The sequence below is a fragment of the Kocuria rhizosphaerae genome, from assembly GCF_044462265.1.
Classification (GTDB): Bacteria; Actinomycetota; Actinomycetes; order Actinomycetales; family Micrococcaceae; genus Kocuria; species Kocuria rhizosphaerae.
In genome coordinates, this window is the sequence record NZ_JBISWL010000018.1 from 1 (window position 1) to 16,876 (window position 16,876).

Below are 16,876 nucleotides of genomic sequence, written 5' to 3' on the forward strand. Positions count from 1 at the left end.
CGGGGCGGCTGCGCCGCGGCTGGGAGGAACGCGGGCGGCCCGCCGCCGAGGCGGTCCGCAGCAACCTCCTCGGGACGGAGGTCACCGGCGCCCACATGGTCGTCTGCCTGCTGGACTCGGCCGTTCTCGGCCTGTCGCACCGGCGGCTCGGCGAGCTCGAGCCCCGGCTCGCGGAGACGGCCCGCGCCGTCTTGCGGACGAAGGAGCGGCACGTGGCCTTCTTCGGCGAGGAGGCCGCCGCCCGCCTGTCCGTCGGCGGGCGCTCCCGGCGCCCCGCCCGGACGGCGGTGGCCCGGTGGAACTGGCCCGGCACGCACCGCGGCGGGCCCGCGTCCGCCGCCGCGGCCGCACGCCGCCTGTTCGCCGGCGCGGCGGCCGAGGAGGCCGTTCTCGATCTCGACCGGGCCACGGCGACCCTGCCCGGCCTCTCCGGGGTGCGTCCGGTGCACACCGCGCTCGTGCGGATTCGCCGTGGCGAGACGGTCAGGAACGCCGACCGAGCCGCTTGACGAACGGAGCGGAGTCGCCGGGCTCGTAGCCGTTCCGGTGCCAGAACCCCTCGAGGTCGTGGCGGTGCGCGGGGACGGCGATCTCCACGACGGAGGCCCCCATCCGTCCGGCGAGCTCCTCGCAGTGGGACAGCAGCCTGGAGCCCACCCGGCCGGCCCGGTGGTGCTCGTCCACGGTCAGGGCCGTGATGCGTGCACGGAGGCCGTCGCCGGACTGCCGGGACGGGACGACGACGTGCGCCGCACCGATCGGCACGTCGTGGAGCACGGCCACGACGTGCGCCTCGGCATCGGGATCGGCTCCGAGCCGTGCCCGGATCCACTCCGGATTGAGCCGGTACCCCACCTGGTCCGCGAGGTCCACGAGCAGGAACATGTCCGCCGTCCGGGCCCGGCGCAGGACCACCGGTTCCGCCCACTCCGCCCCGGCCGCTCCCGAGATGCTCACGCCGGCCTCCTTCTCCGCCCCCGAGGAGACAACAACGGCGCCCAGGAGCATCCCCCGACAAGGTGACCGGAGCGGAACGAACACCTCCGGTCGTCCACGGCGTGATCCGCGATGATCCGCAAAGCGCACTGGTTCTTGACAAGAATAGCTCCGAACGTGCAGGCGTGCCAGGCCGGTTCGGCACCTGTGGGGTCGCCGGGAGGACGGGCCGGCACCCCCACCGCGCCGGGCACCGTTGCTAGACTGGGCGGAACTCCGGCGTGACCGGGATCCGCCGAGCGGGTTCAGGGTCCGCCGACAGGTCAAGCAGACGGCCGAGGTGTTCGCCGTACCCAGAAGGATCCCGCCATGCCTCGACCGTCCACCGTTCTGTCCCCTCCGTCTCTGCCCGGCGACTCGGGCGCGCCGGGCGCCCCTGCCGCCGGAGGAGTCCGGCCGTCGACCGGCGGGACCTCTGCGGTCAAGCAGCTGCGCTTCGTCACCCAGGACCCCGCCGAGGGCATCGAGGTGCTCGAACGGATCTACTCCGCCAAGCGGATCGAGGTCTCCCCCGACGCGCCGTTCGCCATGAGCCAGGTCCTGGCCGCCCTCGAACGGGTGAGCCTCGAGCGCGTGCGGCTGACGGGCGCGCCGTCCGCGGGACTGATCGACGCCCCCGGGACCCTGCGCGTGGCCAGGGTCCTGAGCGGGCGGCTGATCTTCACGGACTCCACGGGGACCAGGCCCGGCCCCACCCCCTTCCTGCTGCCGCAGCGCCCCTACAGCTGCCGGTGGACGGACCTCGACCTGCTCACCCTCTCCCTGGACACGGCCGCCGTCGAGGCCCACGCGGCCGAGCTGCTCGGGGTCGCGAACTTCCGTCTGCACTTCACCGGCGGTGAGCCGGTGTCCCCCGGCATGGCCCACTACCTGAGCACGACGGTCGCCGCCTTCGGCCAGCACCAGTTGAGCAACGAGGAGGCCATGGCCGGCCGGCTGACCCGCGCCGAGGCTTTCCGCTCCCTGGCCACCGCGGTGCTCCACACCTTCCCCGGCACGTTCCTGGACCGGGCGTCCGCACCCACGTCGGAGCGGACGAGCCCCGCCGGCCTGCGCCGGGCGATCGCCTTCATGGAAGAGCACCTGGCCGAGGACATCGGCCTGCCGGAGATCGCCGCCGCGGCCCGGATGAGCCCTCGCGGCCTGCAGGCCGCCTTCCGCCGCGAGCTCGCCTCCACGCCCCTGAGCCATCTGCGCGGGATGCGCCTGGACGCCGTGCACGCCGAGCTGCTGTCCACGGATCCCGCGGACGGAGGCACTGTCTCGGGCGTCGCCGGACGCTGGGGCTTCGCCCACGCCGGACGCTTCGCCGCCGCCTACCGGGAGCGCTACGGCGTCAACCCCGCCGCGACACTGCGGGCCTGAGGGCGCCGGCCGCGCGTCACGGAGCCAGGCCGTGGTCGACGACCCCTTCGGCGGGGCGTAGCCTTCCCCTCATGAACGCCCCCGTGCAGCGCTCGGTGTTCAGCACCCACGACCCGGACGAGGGCCTCGCCGTGCTCGACGACGTCTTCGCCGTCCGGGGCGTGCGCCGGGACCCCGAGGACGGGTTCGCCATGCGACTGGGCGCGACCCGTCTGGGTCCGCTGACGCACGAGCGGGTGCGCCTCGCCGGCTCGTCCGCCGCGGGCCGGACCGACGGCGCCGGCGTGCTGCGGGTCTGCCACGTGATCGGCGGGGTCCTGCGCGCGACCAGTCCCGGCGACCGGTATCCCCGCACCGGCCCGTTCCTGTTCCCCCAGCGGACCTTCACGAGCTGGTGGGAGGACCTCGAGACGGTCACCGTCTCCGTGGACCCGGCCGCGGTGGAGGAGCGTGCCCGGAGCCTGCTCGGCGACGACGGCTTCCGGCTCGTGTTCACCGGCATCCACCCCGTCTCCCCCGCCGTGGGGCGGTACTGGCTCGGAACCGTGTCGCACCTCGGGCGTGACCTCCTGCCCGACGACCAGGCGCTGGAGAATCCGCTCATCCGGGCGGAGATCGCCCGGTCGCTGACCACGATCCTGCTGCACGCCTTCCCGAACTCCTTCCTCGACCGGGCCCACGACGCCCCCGGACCGTCCCGCCGCACCCCGGCGGGTCTGCGCCGCGCCGTGGCGTTCATCGACGAGCACGTGGCCGAGGACATCGGCACGGCCGAGATCGCCGCCGCCGCCGGGATGAGCGTGCGCGGCCTGCAGGCGGCGTTCCGCCGTGAACTCGACACGACGCCGACCGCCCGCCTGCGCGAGGCCCGCCTCGACGCCGCCCACCGGGAGCTCGAGGCCTCCGATCCGGCGGCCGGAGCCACGGTCGAGGCGATCGCCGCGCGGTGGGGCTTCGCCCACCGCGGACGGTTCGCCGCGGCCTACCGGGCCCGCCACGGCCGCGGCCCCGCCACGACCCTGCGCGGCTGAGCCCCGCCGGAGAAGGAGCTGGAGATGACGACCCCGGTGCACCTGCACCTGGCCACGACCGACCCGGAGGTGGCCAACGAGGGACTGCGGCGGGTCTTCACGCGCGCGAGGATGGGCACGATCGCCGACGAGGCCTCGTTCCTGTACCGCCAGGACGTGCAGGGCGACACCGATCTCAACCTGGGCAGGCTGACGTTCCGCGGCAGCATCGCCGGGCACATGGTGCTCGAGGACGCCTTCTCCGTGGTCGTCCCGCGCGCGGGCGGCGTCAGATGGACGATCGACGGGCAGGCGGGGACCGGACTCGGGGTCTTCGTGGTCCAGCCGGGACAGGACTACTACGGCGAGGTGGACCGGCTGGAGGTCGATTCGGTCAACCTCGGCCTGAGCACCCTCCGGGAGACGGCGCGCACCGTCTACGGCGACGAGGAGCTCGCGGTGTCCTTCGCCGGCCCCCGCCCGCTCTCCCCCACCCGGGAGCGGTACTGGAGGTCCACCTACGCGTTCCTGCACGAGATCCTGGCGGACCCCGCCGTCACGTCCGTGCCGCTGCTCCGGGCGGATCTGCAGCGGCGGATGTCGGTGGCCACCCTGGAGGCCTTCGCCTTCAACGGGAACCCGAGGACCCCCCGCGCCTCGGTCGCCGCGCACCAGGCCGCGTACCGGCGCGCGGTCGAGTACCTGCACGCCCACGTGGCCTCGCCGATCACCGTGGAGGACGTCGCCCGCCACGTGCGGCTGAGCACGGTCCAGCTCACCCGCGCCTTCCGCTCCCACGCCGGGACCACGCCCGGCGCGTACCTGCGGGACCTCCGGCTCACGGCCGCCCACGAGGACCTGGTGCGGGCCGACCCCGCCGACGGCACGACCGTGCGGGACGTCGCCCGGCGCTGGGGCATGGCCCACGCCGGGAGCTTCGCCCGCCGTCACCGGCAGGTCTACGGCGAGAGCCCCGGTCTCACGCTCCGCCGTCCGTGACGGCCCCCGGGACGCCGCCGGGCCCGGTCCGGAGCGCGGGCGGAGGGGCGGCCGGCGGCTGCCCCTCCGCCCGGGACGACCCGCTCCGGCTCCTCAGACCTGGGAGATCTCGTCGTCGGGCCGGGTCGTCCGGCGACGTCCCCGGTGCGCGCGCCACAGGGGCACGGCGAGGGAGATCAGCGCGAGGACGAGCAGCACGAACGGGATCGGGTCCAGGGCCCAGCCGAAGGTGCCGCCGGACTGGATCATGGCCAGCCGGTAGTTGTCCTCGGCGAGGGGACCGATGATCACGCCGATCAGGAACGGCGCGACCGGATAGCCGCCCTTCATCATGAGGTAGCCCAGGCCACCGGCGATCAGCATCACGAACACGTCGAAGGGATTGGTGCGCACGGCGTACGCGCCGATGATCGACAGGACCAGCACGATCGGCCACAGCAGCAGCGGGGGGATCCGGATGACCTGGGCCCATGCCCGGATGCCCAGCGCGCCCACGAGGAGCAGGAACGCGAAGCCGGCGAAGATCGCGATGAACGCGCCGTAGACCAGGTCCGGGTCGGACTCGAACAGCTGGGGTCCCGGCCGCAGCCCCTGCACGAGCAGCGCGCCGATCAGGACGGCGGCGGCCGTGTTCCCGGGGATGCCGAGGGTCAGCGTGGGCACGAGACCGCCGACCTGGGCCGAGTTGTTGGCCGACTCCGCGGCGGCCACGCCCCGGGGATCGCCCTTGCCGAAGTTCTCCTTGCCCTGGCGGGCGAAGCGGCGGGTCTCGTTGTAGGCCACGTAGCCCCCGATGTCCCCGCCGACACCCGGCAGGGCGCCGATGAAGAATCCGCCGACGGAGGACAGCACGGTCGTCGGCGCGATGGAGCGCAGCACCTTCTTCCCGATCCGGAAGCTGCCCATCGAGGAGACGTGCTCGGCCCCGTGCATGCGCTCGATCTGCACGAACGCCTCCGCGGCCCCGAAGAGCCCCACGAGCAGCGGGATGAGCTCCACGCCGCCCGTCAGCTCGGGGGTGCCGAAGGTGAACCGGCTGGCCCCGGAGATGCTGTCCAGGCCCACCATGGCCACGAGCACGCCCAGTGCGGCGCTGAGCACGCCCTTGGCCAGGGAGTCCTCGCCGAGGGAGGCGATGATGGTCAGCGCCACCACGGACAGCGCGAAGTACTCGGCCGGCCCGAAGGTCAGGGCGAACTCCGCCACCGCCGGCGCGGAGGCGATCAGCATGACGGTGGCGATCAGGCCGCCGACCACCGAGGCCACGAGGGACACGGCCAGGCTGAGCCCCGCCTGGCCCTTCTGCGCCATGGGGTAGCCGTCCAGGACGGTGGCCGCCGACGCCGGCGTGCCCGGGGTTCTCAGCAGGATTGCCGGGATGGAGCCGGCGTAGCAGGCCCCGTTGTAGATGCCCAGCAGCAGCACGAGTCCCGGCAGCGGGTCCAGGGTGAAGGTGAACGGCAGGAAGATCGCGATGCCCACCGTGGCCGACAGGCCCGGCATCGCGCCGATCAGCACGCCCAGGAGGATGCCGAGCGGGGTGAGGATGAGGACGGTGGGGTCGAGGACGGCCTCGAGGCCGGAGAGCCAGTCGGTCATACCGGCAGTCCCCCCCATCCACTCAGCGGCAGGGGCACGTCGAGGACCTCCCGGAACAGGTAGAAGAGGCCCAGGGACACGGCCAGGGGCATGACGATCAGCGTGAGCGGCTTGCGGGCCCCGAGCAGGAACAGCTCAGCGAGCACGAAGGCCACCGTGGTGATGACGAACCCCGCCTCCTCGACGACCAGGGCGTAGACGCACAGCAGCGCGGCGGTGCCGACGACGCGCGCGGCCACGATGCCCCGGGGGAACCGCTCCCACGCGTGGGGCCTGATCAGCGGCACCAGGGCCAGGACCCCGATCAGCACCGCGAGCATGCGGGGGAAGTACCCCACACCCGGGTCCAGGTCCTGGACCGGGGCCGGCAGGGTGCCGCTGTACACGAACACGAACACGGCCAGCGCCAGCAGCAGAACGGCGGCTGTCCGGTCACCCAGTCCGGTGGTCATGGTCGATCCCTCCTTCCGGGGGTCGGGTCCGGTCTACTCGGCAACGATGCCGACCTCGCGGATGACCTCGGTGTACTGCTCCGACATCTCCTGGAGGTACGCCTCGAACTCCGCCGGCGGCAGGTACGACAGGCTGAGGTTCTGCTCGGCCATGGCCGTCTGGAACTCCTCGGACTCGATGGCCTCGTGCAGGCACTCGTCGAGGGTCTGGACCACCTCGTCGGGGGTCTCGGCCGGCACGGCCAGACCGAGGTGGGAGGACGAGGTCCAGTCGATCCCGAGCTCCTCCAGGGTCGGGGTGTCCGGGATCGCCTCCAGTCGCTCGTCACCGGCGACGGCCAGGGGCCGCAGCCGGCCGGACTCCACCTGGGAGATCGCCTCGTTGAGCACCACGGCCGTCATGTCCGCCTGGCCGCCGATGACGGCCTGGACGGCGGCGGACCCGCCGTCGAAGGGCAGGTTCCGGAACTGGTCGGGCACGCCTTCGGCCAGGCCGAGCCCCGCCACGGCGAGGTGGTAGACCGAGCCGGTGCCGCTGGACGCGGCCGAGATGGTCTCCCCGTCCTTGGCGGCCTGCAGGAGGTCCTCCATGGTCTCGTACGGGGAGTCCGCCGGGACGAAGTAGACGTGGGGGTTCAGGGCGTAGCGCATCACGCCCTTGAGGTCGTCCGGACCGATGTCCGTGAAGCCGAGCTCCTGGAGGTAGGTCACCTCGGTGGCGGTCGCGCCCACGGTGTAGCCGTCCGGGTCGGCGTTGGCGGTCGCGGTGAAGCCCACGGCCCCGGCGCTGCCGGTCTGGTTGCTGGCGATGATGTCCGTGCCGCAGGTGTCCTCGGCGACGGAGGCCATCTGCCGGACGCTGACGTCGGTGCTGCCACCGGCGGCATAGGGAATGATCATCTCGATGGTGTCCGAGGGGAACTCCTCGGGCTCCCCGCCGCCGCCGCAGGCCGTCGTGGCCAGCACACCGGCCGCCGCCGTGGCCGCGCCGGCCGTCCGCAGCACGCGCCGGCGTCCCGCCGCTCCCCGCCGCGCCGCGAGGTCCGGGATCAGGTTCTGGTTCCGCATGTTCTTCCTCTTTCTTCCGGGACGGAGTGGCCGCGCCGACGCCGTCGCCCTTCGGCCGGCGGCGACGGCGCTCAGGGCCCGAGCCCCTAGAGTTCTCATATATTGAGAGCTCCTGCTGTCTATTGGAATTCCAGCATGAAGTAGGTCACACTGGGATGTCAAGGAGGCAGAACGATGGCGACAGATGGATCAGGAACCGTGGGCAAGGCCCTCAGCGTGCTCACGCTGCTGGGGAAGCACCCGAACGGGGCGACGGCCGCCCAGATCGCGGAGGAGGTCGACTACCCGTTCAGCACGGTCTACCGCCTGCTGAACACGCTCGTGCGCTCCGGGTACGCCGCGTACGATCCGCGGGAGAAGAGGTACGGCCTGGGCCTGCAGGTCTTCGCCCTCGCCCAGAAGGTCGCCAGCTCCCGCGGCTTCGAGGGAACGGCGGCCCCGATCCTGCAGCGTCTCACCGACCTGACCGGCGAGAGCTCCATCCTCTCGGTTCTCGACGGCGACCGGTTCCTCACCGTGCGCAAGGTGGACGGTCCCCAGTTCCGCACCACCACCGACCCCGGGGACCGCGGCTCCCTGCACACCAGCGCCGCCGGCAAGGCCCTGCTGGCCTTCAGCGACAGCACCACGCGGGAGCGGCTCCTGGAGACCATCGAGCTCACGCCCCGGACCGAGCACTCCGTCACCGACCGCGACGAGCTGCGCCGGCAGGTCGAGCAGATCAGGGCCCAGGGGTGGGTCGGCCAGCAGGAGGAGCACGACATCGGCATGACCGCCGTCGCGGTGCCCGTGCTGTCCCCCTCCGGACGGCTCATCGCGGCCATCACCCTGGCCGCCCCGGTCTTCCGCATCGACCTCGCCGGCCTGCAGAGCTACGTCCCCGCGCTGCGGCAGGCCGCCGCCGAACTGGCGCTGGAGCTCCCGCCCCAGCCCTGACCGACCCGGGAGCGCTCCGGCACGGTCCCGCCGCGGACCGCCGACCGGGCCCTCCGCCCCCGAATCCGTGAGGAGACCGCATGAGCACGACGTCCGAGTCCTACCTGGTGGGCCTGATCGGCGAGGGCATCACCCGCAGCCTGACCCCGCCGATGCACGAGGCCGAGGCCCGCCGGCACGGCCTGCACTACCTGTACCGCCCGATCGACCTGGAGGTCATCGGCCGTCCCGCCCAGGACGTCGGGGAGCTGCTGCGCGCCGGCCGGGACGTCGGCTTCAACGCCTTCAACATCACCCACCCGTGCAAGCAGCTCGTGCTCGGCCACCTGGACGACGTCGCCCCGGAGGCCGCGGCCCTGGGCGCGGTGAACACGGTCGTGATCCGCGACGGGCGGTTCGTGGGCCACAACACCGACCAGACCGGCTTCGCCGCCGGGCTGCGCGCGGTGCTGCCCGGGGCCGCCAAGGACCGGGTGGTCCAGGTCGGCACCGGCGGGGCCGGGTCCGCGGTGGCCTCGGCGCTGCTCGCGGCCGGCGTGGGAACCCTGCACCTGTTCGACGTGGACCCCGGCAGGGCCACCGAGCGCGCCGCGGCCCTGGGGCGGACGTTCCCCGACCGGACCGTGGCGGCCGCCACCGCCCAGGCCCTCCCGGAGCTGGTGGCCGACGCCGACGGCGTGGTCAACGCGACCCCGGTCGGCATGCACCACCACCCCGGCACGCCCGTGGACACGGAGTGGCTGCAGGCCCGGCAGTGGGTGGCCGACGTGGTCTACCTGCCGGTGGAGACGCAGCTCGTGGCCGCGGCGCGGTCCATCGGCTGCCAGGTCCTCGACGGCGGGCACATGGCCGTAGGCCAGGCCGTGGACGCGTTCCGGCTGATCACCGGCGTGGAGCCGGACCGGGACCGGATGCGCGCCCACTTCCTCGAGCTCCTCGGGTCCCAGCCGCGCTGACCCCGGCCGGGCCGGCCGGACGCACCGCCGGGGCCCGGGCCGCCCGCCCCTACCGGGTGGCCGGCGAGGTCGTCAGCGCCGGGTCCCGCTCGGCGAGGGAGCCCACGACGTCGTCGACGCGGCGCATGATCTCCGCGTCGAGGACGACCCCGGCCGCCGCCGCGTTGGAGGCCACCTGTTCGGGACGGGAGGCCCCGATGATCGCGGAGGCCACGTTCTCGTTGCGCAGCACCCAGGCGATCGCGAGCTGCGCCATGGTCAGGCCGGCGTCCTCGGCGACCGGCCGCAGCCGCTGCACCGCGGTGAGGACGTCGTCGGACATCCACCGCCGGATCATGTCCGCGCCGCCCCTCTCGTCGGTGGCGCGGGTGCCGGCCGGGGGCGCCTGCCCGGGACGGTACTTGCCGGTGAGCACGCCCTGGGCGATCGGGGACCAGACGATCTGGGACACGCCCAGCTCCCGGCACGCGGGGACCACGTCGGACTCGACGACGCGCCACAGCATCGAGTACTGCGGCTGGTTGGAGATCAGATGCACGCCCAGCTCGCGGGCCAGGGCCTGGCCCGCGCGGATCTGCTCCGCCGTCCACTCGCTCACGCCGATGTAGAGGGCCTTCCCCTGGCGCACGACGTCCGCGAACGCCTGCATGGTCTCCTCGAGCGGCGTCGTGTGGTCGTAGCGGTGGGCCTGGTAGAGATCCACGTAGTCGGTGCGCAGGCGTCCCAGGGACCCCTCGACGGACTCCATGATGTGCTTCCGGGACAGCCCCGAGTCGTTGTGCCCCCGCGGACCGGTGGGCCAGTAGACCTTGGTGAAGATCTCCAGGGACTCCCGCCGCTCGCCCTGCAGGGCGGCCCCGAGGACCTCCTCCGCCACGGTGTTCGCGTAGACGTCGGCCGTGTCGAAGCTGGTGATGCCCGCCTCGAGGGCCGCCCGGACGCACCGGGCCGCGACGTCGTTCTCCACCTGGGAGCCGTGGGTGAGCCAGTTGCCGTAGGTGATCTCCGAGATCCTCAAGCCGCTGCGGCCGAGATGCCTGAACTCCATCGTGGCGGGCCTTCCTGGGTCGGGGCGCGGGAGCGGGCGCGCCCCCGAGTGGTGGTGCCCACCCTAGTGCTGCTCACAGCAGCGGCCAGGGCACCCGGCGTCCGGTCTCGTCGACGGGCAGCACGGGGTCGTCGAGCAGCCGGCGCACGCGTGTCCGCAGGGCGGCCGCCTCCCGGGGGTCGAGGAGCTCGGCGAGCTCGGCGGGCACCGCGTCGGCCAGCGGGGCGATGTCCCGCAGCAGGTCCTCGGGGACCGGCTCCCCGCCGAAGTCCCACACGACCGTGCGGAGCTTGTAGCCCGCGGCGAAGCACAGCCCGTGGTCGATGCCCCAGACCCGGCCGTCCACCCCGAGCAGGACGTGGCCGCCCTTCCGGTCGGCGTTGTTGGCGACGACGTCGAAGACCGCGATCCGGCGCAGGACCTCGTGCGTGCCGGGGGCGCCGCCGTGCAGGGTGAAGTAGTGCTCCCGGGGCTCGTGCTCGACGAACAGCTGCACGGAGCCGACGCCGAAGGGCCCGTCCTGCCGCACCACGGTGGGCGGGACGAACTCCCACCCCAGTGCCTCGCTGAGCAGGTACGCGGCGCGCTCCCGCCGGTGCAGGCCCGGGCGGAAGTCCAGCAGCGGCCGCTCGCCCTCCTGGGGCTTGTAGACGGCCCAGGCGCAGCGGTCCCCGCGGGCGAGCTCGACCAGCAGCGCCGAGTTGCTGCTCCCCCGGATCATCCCGAGCAGCTCCATCCGGCCCTCCGCGAGGAGCTGGAGATCGTGCATCATCACGTGCTCACGGGGCCCTCAGCGCGCTCAGCGGCCCGTCGGTGGAGTTGACCGTCAGCACGGCCGGGGCGGCTCCCGGCGCCCAGGAGATCGCCGAGACCGAGCCCGGCCCCACGACGATCCGCTGGAAGAGGTCCAGGTGCGTCCCCAGGGCGTGGGCCAGGACCGCCTTGATGGGGTCGGCGTGGGAGAAGCACACCACCACCCCGCCCTCGTGGGCCGTGCGCGCCCGGTCCACGGCGCCGACGATCCGGGCCTGCATCTCGGGGAAGCTCTCGCCGCTGGGGAACCGGAAGGCCGAGGGCGCCTGCTGGACGGTCCGCCAGGCCCTGAGCCGCGCGAGCCGGGAGATCTCCTGCCCCGTCCACTCCCCGAAGTCGCACTCCAGCAGACCGGGCTCGACCACGGCCTCCCGCCCGGTCGCCGCCTCGGTGGGCGCCGCGGTCTCGCGCGTGCGCTCGAGGGGGGACGTGAGGAGGGCGTCGACGCGGACCCCCGCGAGCCGCTCCGCCACCTGCCGCGCCTGGACGCGGCCGCGCTCGGACAGGTGCAGGCCGGGCGCCCGTCCCGGCAGCACCTTGCCCGTGGTCGGGGTCTCGCCGTGCCGCACGAGCAGGACGAGAGTGCTCCGTGGTCTCCTCCGAGGTGCCATGATCCACCAGCGTACTGGCGGGTCGCCGCGGACCACAGGCCCCGCGGACGGGCACCTCTTGACGACCGGGTTACCGTGGCGCTGTGAGCGATCGTCCTGACATCCGCACCCTCGGCGAGCTCCGCGCGGCCGGCCTCCCGCACCGGTCGCTGCGCCAGGAGATCCGCGAGAACCTCCTGCGGGTCCTGGCCGAGGGCGGCGATCCCTGGCCGGGCCTGCACGGGCTCGGCCGCACGGTCCTGCCGCAGCTGGAGCGCGCGCTGCTCGCCGGCCACGACGTCGTGCTGCTCGGCGAGCGCGGCCAGGGCAAGACCCGCCTCCTGCGCACCCTCTCGGGCCTGCTCGACGAGTGGTCCCCCGCGGTCGAGGGCTCGGAGCTCAACGAGCACCCGGAGGAGCCCCTCACGCAGGAGACGGAGCGCCGCGTCCTCCTCGAGGGCGACGAGCTGCCCGTGGTGTGGCGGCACCGCTCGGAGCGCTACGTCGAGAAGCTCGCGACCCCGGACACGTCCGTGGCCGACCTCATCGGCGACGTGGACCCGATGCGAGTGGCCGAGGGCCGCCGGCTCGGGGACCCCGAGACGATCCACTACGGGCTCGTGCCGCGCGCCAACCGCGGCATCGTGGCCATCAACGAGCTGCCCGACCTCGCCGAGCGCATCCAGGTGGCGATGCTCAACGTCATGGAGGAGCGGGACATCCAGATCCGTGGGTACGTCCTGCGGCTGCCGCTGGACGTGCTCGTGGTGGCCACGGCCAACCCCGAGGACTACACGAACCGCGGGCGGATCATCACCCCGCTCCAGGACCGTTTCGGCGCCGAGATCCGCACCCACTACCCCCTCGAGCTCGAGGACGAGGTCGCCGTGATCCGGCAGGAGGCCGAGCTCGTCGCGGAGGTCCCGGACACGATCCTCGAGACCCTGGCCCGGTTCACGCGCCTGCTGCGCGAGTCCCCCGCGGTCGACCAGCGCTCCGGGGTCTCGGCACGCTTCGCGATCGCCGGCGCCGAGACGGTCGCGGCGGCCGCGCTGCGGCGGGCCGCGATCCGCGGCGAGCCGGACGCCGTCGCACGGATGGTGGACGTGGGGACGGCGACCGACGTCCTCGCCGGCAAGATCGAGTTCGAGTCCGGGGAGGAGGGCCGCGAGCGCCCGATCCTGGACCACCTGCTGCGCCGGGCGACGGCGGAGACCGTGCGCGAGCGCTTCCGCGGCCTCGACCTCGGCCCGCTCGTGGCGGCGTTCGACGGGCGCACGACGGTGACGACGGGCGACGACGTCGCCGCCCAGGACTTCCTCGGGTCGCTCCCGCCGGTGCCGGCGGACGGAGAGGCCGGCGAGGGCTCGCCGGCCGAGCCCGGGGGCGGCGTCTACGACGAGATCGCCGCCCGGCTGGGCGCCACGACCCCGGGACAGCGCGCGAGCGCGATCGAGCTGGCCCTCGAGGGGCTCTTCCTGGCCCAGCGCATCTCCAAGGACTCCGACGAGGAGGGCACCGTCTACGGCTGAGGGCCGCGGACGGCTCGGTCCGGGACGCGGCACGCACCACGGCGCACGGCACAGCGCCCGACGCGGCGCACGAGACAGAGGGGGCGTCATGCCCGCACACCACCGGTCGTCCAGGTACGGCAGGTACACCGGGGGGCCCGACCCGCTGGCCCCGCCCGTGGACCTGTCGGAGGCGCTGCGCGCCGTCTCGGAGGACGTCATGGCCGGGTACTCCCCCGAGGAGGCGCTGCGCGAGTTCCTCCGCCGGGGCGGGCGGAGCCGTGAAGGCCTCGACGACCTGGCCCTGCGGGTGCACCGGCGGCGGCGCGACCTGCTGGACCGGCACAGCCTCGGCGGCACGCTCGACGAGGCGAAGAAGCTGCTGGAGCAGGCCCTGCGCCTGGAGCGCGAGCAGTTCCTGCGCGACGCCCGGATGGACCCCCTGGACCGGTCGTTCCGTGAGATGCAGCTGGACGGGCTCCCGAGCTCGACGGCCGCCGCGGTGAGCGAGCTCGCCTCCTACGACTGGCAGTCCCCGTCCGCGCGGGAGGCCTACGAGCAGATCAAGGACCTCCTGGGCCGGGAGCTGCTGGACCAGCGGTTCGCCGGGATGAAGCAGGCCCTGGAGAACGCCACCGACGCCGACCGGGAGGCGGTGGCCGAGATGCTGCGCGACCTCAACGAGCTGCTGGAGAAGCACCGGCGCGGCGAGGACACGGAGGAGGACTTCCAGGAGTTCATGGACCGGCACGGGCAGTTCTTCCCGGAGAACCCGCGGTCCGTGGAGGAGCTGGTCGACGCGATGGCCCAGCGGGCGGCCGCGGCCCAGCGGCTGCTCAACTCGATGTCGCCCGAGCAGCGCGAGGAGCTCATGCGGCTCTCCGCCCAGGCCTTCGGGTCCCAGGACCTCATGGCGCAGCTCGGCCAGCTCGACGCCAACCTCCAGGCGCTGCGCCCGGGCGAGGACTGGGGCGGCTCGGAGCGCTTCGAGGGCCAGGAGGGCCTCGGGCTGGGCGACGGCACCGGGGTGCTCCAGGACGTCGCCGAGCTCGACGCCCTGTCCGAGCAGCTGTCCCAGGGCTACGGCGGCGCCGGCCTGGAGGACCTGGACCTCGACGCCCTCGCGCGTCAGCTCGGCGAGGACGCCGCGGTGTCCGCCCGCACGCTCTCGGAGCTCGAGCAGGCGATGCGGGACAGCGGCTACCTGCAGCGCGGCGCCGACGGGGACCTGCGGCTCTCCCCCCGGGCGGTGCGCCGGCTCGGGAAGACCCTGCTGCGCGACGCGGCCCAGCAGCTGTCCAGCAGGACGGGGCAGCGCGACGCCCGGCCGGCCGGGGCGGCCGGCGAGCCGAGCGGGGCGACGAGGCAGTGGCAGTTCGGGGACGTGGAGCCCTGGGACACCACCCGCACCATCACCAACGCGATCACCCGCACCGCGGCCGAGGGCGGCGACGCCCGCCGGGGGATCCGGCTCGACGTCCGCGACGTCGAGGTGGGCGAGACCGAGGCGCGGACGCAGGCCGCCGTCGCGCTGCTCGTGGACACCTCGTTCTCGATGGCCGCCGAGGGGCGCTGGGTGCCGATGAAGCGCACGGCGCTCGCGCTGCACCACCTCGTCTCCACCCGGTTCCGGGGCGACCGGCTGCAGCTGATCGGCTTCGGACGGTGGGCGCAGGAGCTGCCGGTCGAGGAGCTCACGGCGCTTCCGCCGCTGCGGGAGCAGGGCACGAACCTGCACCACGCCCTGCTGCTCGCGGAACGCTTCTTCCGCAGGCACCCGGCGCTGCAGCCCGTGCTGCTGGTGGTCACCGACGGGGAGCCCACGGCCCACCTGCTGCCCGACGGCGAGAGCTGGTTCTCCTGGCCCCCGGAGCCCGAGACGATCCGTGCCACGGTGGAGGAGCTCGACCGCCTGGGCCGGACCGGCGTGCAGGCCACGTTCTTCCGGCTCGGCGACGACCCGGGTCTCGAGCGGTTCCTGCACCGGATGGCCCAGCGGATCGGCGGGCGCGTGGTCTCCGCCGACCCCGCCGACCTGGGCTCGGCGGTCCTGCAGGAGTACCTCGACGCGCGCTCGGGGGACCCCGGAGCCGACGCGCGCTCGTAGGAGACGTCGCCGGGGAGCCCGGCTCAGCCCGTCCGGCGGGCTCACCGCACGACGACGCCCGGGGCGGGGACCGCGGTCCCCGCCCCGGGCGTCCGGGAGCTCGGCTCAGCCCAGGAGTGCGGTCAGGAGCCGGTAGCAGGTGGCCAGGATCGCGGCCAGCCCGGCCAGGCCGAGGACGGTCTGCCACCAGCGGTTGACGTGGACGCCCATGACCTCGCGGCGGGTGGCCATGATCAGCAGCAGGATTCCCAGCAGCGGGGCGACGATCACCGTGAGGGCCTGGGCGGTGATGATCAGCTGGATCGGGGCGCCCTGGGAGATGACGGTGACGGCCAGCCCGAAGGCGAGCACGATGCAGATCATGGCCTTCACCCGGCGACGGTCCAGCTTGTTGCCCCAGCCGACGGCGTCGGAGAGCAGGGTGCCGCCGGCGGTGGCGTTGGCGATCATCGAGGAGAACGCGGCGCCGGTGAAGCCCAGGGCGAAGACGGTCGCCCCGATCGGTCCGGCGACCGGCTCCAGGACCTTGCCGAGGTCGGCCAGCGTGGCGGCGGTGCCGCCGGTGGCCTGCAGGGCGGTGGCGGCGGCGACGATGACCAGGATGGTCATGACCCCCGGTGCCACGATGCCGGGGATGGTGTCGGCCAGGGTGGTGGCCCTGTACTGGTCGGGGCGCAGGCCGCGCTCCCTGGAGGCGTAGCCGGTGTAGAAGGCGGCGTTGATCGAGAAGTTGGTCCCGACGAGCGCCACCACCAGCAGGCCGGCCTCGGCGGGCAGGGAGGGGACGAACCCGTCGACGACGTCGACCCAGTCGGGCTTCGTGAGCACCGCCGAGAGCAGGAAGCCGACGGACATCAGGGCGATGAGCGCCAGCAGGCCGCGCTCGAAGATCTTGTAGTAGTTGGGCGCCCAGACCACTGCGGCCACGACCACGGTGCAGACCAGGGTCCACACGGTCGGGGAGCCGCCGAAGAGGAAGGACAGTCCCAGCCCGGATCCGACGGCGTTGCCCACGGAGAACATCAGGGTGATCAGGAAGACCCCGATGCCGGCGGCCAGGCCGGTGGCCTTGCCGAGGTGCTTCTTGATCATCTGGATCAGGGAGCGGTCGGAGGCGATGGCGATCCGCACGCTCATGTCGGTGAAGGCGAGCATGAGGACGGTGGAGACGGCGATGACCCAGATCAGGTCGTAGCCGTGGAGGCTGCCGGCCTGGACGGCCGAGGTCAGGTTGCCCGGGCCGAACTGCCAGGCCCCGACGATGAACCCCGGGCCCATCAGGGCCAGGGCGCCGAGCAACCGCGATCGGCGGGTGCGCGGGGTGGGACCCTCAGCTCCGGATGAGGTGTCGTCGGTGCCGGCCACCTCGTGGGCGGGCCGGTGTGCGGACTTCTTGGGTCGAGCAGTCACGTTGGTCATCGTCGTT

General features: G+C 73.6%; 16 protein-coding genes. 8 read left to right on the plus strand and 8 right to left on the minus strand.

The genetic code is table 11. The features are described from left to right. The coding region (locus ACH9EU_RS01895) for a hypothetical protein (protein ID WP_396412238.1) at window positions 1-509 on the plus strand (509 nt) is incomplete at its 5' end. Here the strand turns inward: ACH9EU_RS01895 and ACH9EU_RS01900 are convergent. Further along, a complete protein-coding gene (locus ACH9EU_RS01900; protein WP_396412239.1) occupies window positions 484-957 on the minus strand; it encodes a GNAT family N-acetyltransferase in 474 nt (157 codons plus the stop codon). The genes ACH9EU_RS01895 and ACH9EU_RS01900 overlap by 26 nt on opposite strands. A 348-nt stretch (window positions 958-1,305) precedes the next feature. Here ACH9EU_RS01900 and ACH9EU_RS01905 point away from each other — a divergent pair, with 348 nt between their 5' ends. The 3 genes from ACH9EU_RS01905 to ACH9EU_RS01915 all read left to right on the plus strand — a co-directional run bounded on the left by ACH9EU_RS01905 (window position 1,306) and on the right by ACH9EU_RS01915 (window position 4,370). After that, window positions 1,306-2,361 carry a helix-turn-helix domain-containing protein gene (locus ACH9EU_RS01905; protein WP_396412240.1) on the plus strand — a complete coding sequence of 352 codons (1,056 nt, stop codon included), beginning with the start codon at window positions 1,306-1,308 and terminating at the stop codon, window positions 2,359-2,361. Between the two features lie 71 nt (window positions 2,362-2,432). Continuing rightward, window positions 2,433-3,392, plus strand: coding sequence for a helix-turn-helix domain-containing protein (locus ACH9EU_RS01910; protein WP_396412241.1), 960 nt, complete (start codon window positions 2,433-2,435; stop codon window positions 3,390-3,392). Between the two features lie 24 nt (window positions 3,393-3,416). Then, window positions 3,417-4,370, plus strand: coding sequence for a helix-turn-helix domain-containing protein (locus ACH9EU_RS01915; RefSeq protein WP_396412242.1), 954 nt, complete (start codon window positions 3,417-3,419; stop codon window positions 4,368-4,370). Window positions 4,371-4,463: 93 nt separating this feature from the next. On the opposite strand, the gene ACH9EU_RS01920 is transcribed toward ACH9EU_RS01915, so the two are convergent. The 3 genes from ACH9EU_RS01920 to ACH9EU_RS01930 are packed head-to-tail and all read right to left on the minus strand — an operon-like array spanning window position 4,464 to window position 7,489. Next, window positions 4,464-5,969, minus strand: a complete 1,506-nt coding sequence (locus tag ACH9EU_RS01920) for a tripartite tricarboxylate transporter permease (protein ID WP_396412243.1) — start codon at window positions 5,967-5,969, stop codon at window positions 4,464-4,466. Further along, a complete protein-coding gene (locus tag ACH9EU_RS01925) occupies window positions 5,966-6,421 on the minus strand; it encodes a tripartite tricarboxylate transporter TctB family protein (protein ID WP_396412244.1) in 456 nt (151 codons plus the stop codon). Before ACH9EU_RS01925 ends, ACH9EU_RS01920 begins: the two co-directional genes overlap by 4 nt. Before the next feature lie 33 nt (window positions 6,422-6,454). Continuing rightward, window positions 6,455-7,489: a tripartite tricarboxylate transporter substrate-binding protein gene (locus ACH9EU_RS01930; RefSeq protein ID WP_396412245.1), complete on the minus strand. Its 1,035-nt coding sequence runs from the start codon at window positions 7,487-7,489 to the stop codon at window positions 6,455-6,457. A 174-nt stretch (window positions 7,490-7,663) separates the two neighbouring features. Here ACH9EU_RS01930 and ACH9EU_RS01935 point away from each other — a divergent pair, with 174 nt between their 5' ends. After that, a complete protein-coding gene (locus ACH9EU_RS01935) occupies window positions 7,664-8,425 on the plus strand; it encodes an IclR family transcriptional regulator domain-containing protein (protein ID WP_396412246.1) in 762 nt (253 codons plus the stop codon). Between the two features lie 80 nt (window positions 8,426-8,505). After that, window positions 8,506-9,381: a shikimate dehydrogenase gene (locus tag ACH9EU_RS01940; protein WP_396412247.1), complete on the plus strand. Its 876-nt coding sequence runs from the start codon at window positions 8,506-8,508 to the stop codon at window positions 9,379-9,381. 49 nt (window positions 9,382-9,430) lie between these two features. Here the strand turns inward: ACH9EU_RS01940 and ACH9EU_RS01945 are convergent, their stop codons facing one another. The 3 genes from ACH9EU_RS01945 to ACH9EU_RS01955 form a co-directional block, all read right to left on the minus strand. After that, complete coding sequence (locus ACH9EU_RS01945; RefSeq protein ID WP_396412248.1) at window positions 9,431-10,429, minus strand: aldo/keto reductase family protein; 999 nt, start codon at window positions 10,427-10,429, stop codon at window positions 9,431-9,433. Between the two features lie 73 nt (window positions 10,430-10,502). Further along, the gene (locus ACH9EU_RS01950) at window positions 10,503-11,198 is read right to left on the minus strand and encodes an SCO1664 family protein (protein ID WP_396412291.1); all 696 of its coding nucleotides are present in this window, start codon (window positions 11,196-11,198) and stop codon (window positions 10,503-10,505) included. 10 nt (window positions 11,199-11,208) lie between these two features. Next, window positions 11,209-11,853: an MSMEG_4193 family putative phosphomutase gene (locus ACH9EU_RS01955; protein ID WP_396412249.1), complete on the minus strand. Its 645-nt coding sequence runs from the start codon at window positions 11,851-11,853 to the stop codon at window positions 11,209-11,211. An 83-nt stretch (window positions 11,854-11,936) separates the two neighbouring features. On the opposite strand from ACH9EU_RS01955, the gene ACH9EU_RS01960 reads away from it, so the two are divergent. Together ACH9EU_RS01960 and ACH9EU_RS01965 are read left to right on the plus strand one after the other, a co-directional pair. Then, the gene (locus ACH9EU_RS01960) at window positions 11,937-13,364 is read left to right on the plus strand and encodes a sigma 54-interacting transcriptional regulator (protein ID WP_396412250.1); all 1,428 of its coding nucleotides are present in this window, start codon (window positions 11,937-11,939) and stop codon (window positions 13,362-13,364) included. An 88-nt stretch (window positions 13,365-13,452) separates the two neighbouring features. Next, window positions 13,453-15,450: a VWA domain-containing protein gene (locus tag ACH9EU_RS01965; RefSeq protein ID WP_396412251.1), complete on the plus strand. Its 1,998-nt coding sequence runs from the start codon at window positions 13,453-13,455 to the stop codon at window positions 15,448-15,450. A 105-nt stretch (window positions 15,451-15,555) separates the two neighbouring features. Here ACH9EU_RS01965 and ACH9EU_RS01970 read toward each other — a convergent pair whose 3' ends face one another. Further along, window positions 15,556-16,869: an Nramp family divalent metal transporter gene (locus ACH9EU_RS01970; RefSeq protein WP_396412252.1), complete on the minus strand. Its 1,314-nt coding sequence runs from the start codon at window positions 16,867-16,869 to the stop codon at window positions 15,556-15,558. Window positions 16,870-16,876: the final 7 nt, after the last annotated feature.

Bases quoted from the DNA above. Each gene is read 5' to 3' on its own strand.
- ACH9EU_RS01905 (WP_396412240.1), top strand. From the start codon at position 1,306: ATGCCTCGACCGTCCACCGTTCTGTCCCCTCCGTCTCTGCCCGGCGAC.
- ACH9EU_RS01910 (WP_396412241.1), top strand. From the start codon at position 2,433: ATGAACGCCCCCGTGCAGCGCTCGGTGTTCAGCACCCACGACCCGGAC.
- ACH9EU_RS01915 (WP_396412242.1), top strand. From the start codon at position 3,417: ATGACGACCCCGGTGCACCTGCACCTGGCCACGACCGACCCGGAGGTG.
- ACH9EU_RS01920 (WP_396412243.1), bottom strand. From the start codon at position 5,969: ATGACCGACTGGCTCTCCGGCCTCGAGGCCGTCCTCGACCCCACCGTC.
- ACH9EU_RS01925 (WP_396412244.1), bottom strand. From the start codon at position 6,421: ATGACCACCGGACTGGGTGACCGGACAGCCGCCGTTCTGCTGCTGGCG.
- ACH9EU_RS01930 (WP_396412245.1), bottom strand. From the start codon at position 7,489: ATGCGGAACCAGAACCTGATCCCGGACCTCGCGGCGCGGCGGGGAGCG.
- ACH9EU_RS01935 (WP_396412246.1), top strand. From the start codon at position 7,664: ATGGCGACAGATGGATCAGGAACCGTGGGCAAGGCCCTCAGCGTGCTC.
- ACH9EU_RS01940 (WP_396412247.1), top strand. From the start codon at position 8,506: ATGAGCACGACGTCCGAGTCCTACCTGGTGGGCCTGATCGGCGAGGGC.
- ACH9EU_RS01945 (WP_396412248.1), bottom strand. From the start codon at position 10,429: ATGGAGTTCAGGCATCTCGGCCGCAGCGGCTTGAGGATCTCGGAGATC.
- ACH9EU_RS01950 (WP_396412291.1), bottom strand. From the start codon at position 11,198: ATGCACGATCTCCAGCTCCTCGCGGAGGGCCGGATGGAGCTGCTCGGG.
- ACH9EU_RS01955 (WP_396412249.1), bottom strand. From the start codon at position 11,853: ATGGCACCTCGGAGGAGACCACGGAGCACTCTCGTCCTGCTCGTGCGG.
- ACH9EU_RS01965 (WP_396412251.1), top strand. From the start codon at position 13,453: ATGCCCGCACACCACCGGTCGTCCAGGTACGGCAGGTACACCGGGGGG.
- ACH9EU_RS01970 (WP_396412252.1), bottom strand. From the start codon at position 16,869: ATGACCAACGTGACTGCTCGACCCAAGAAGTCCGCACACCGGCCCGCC.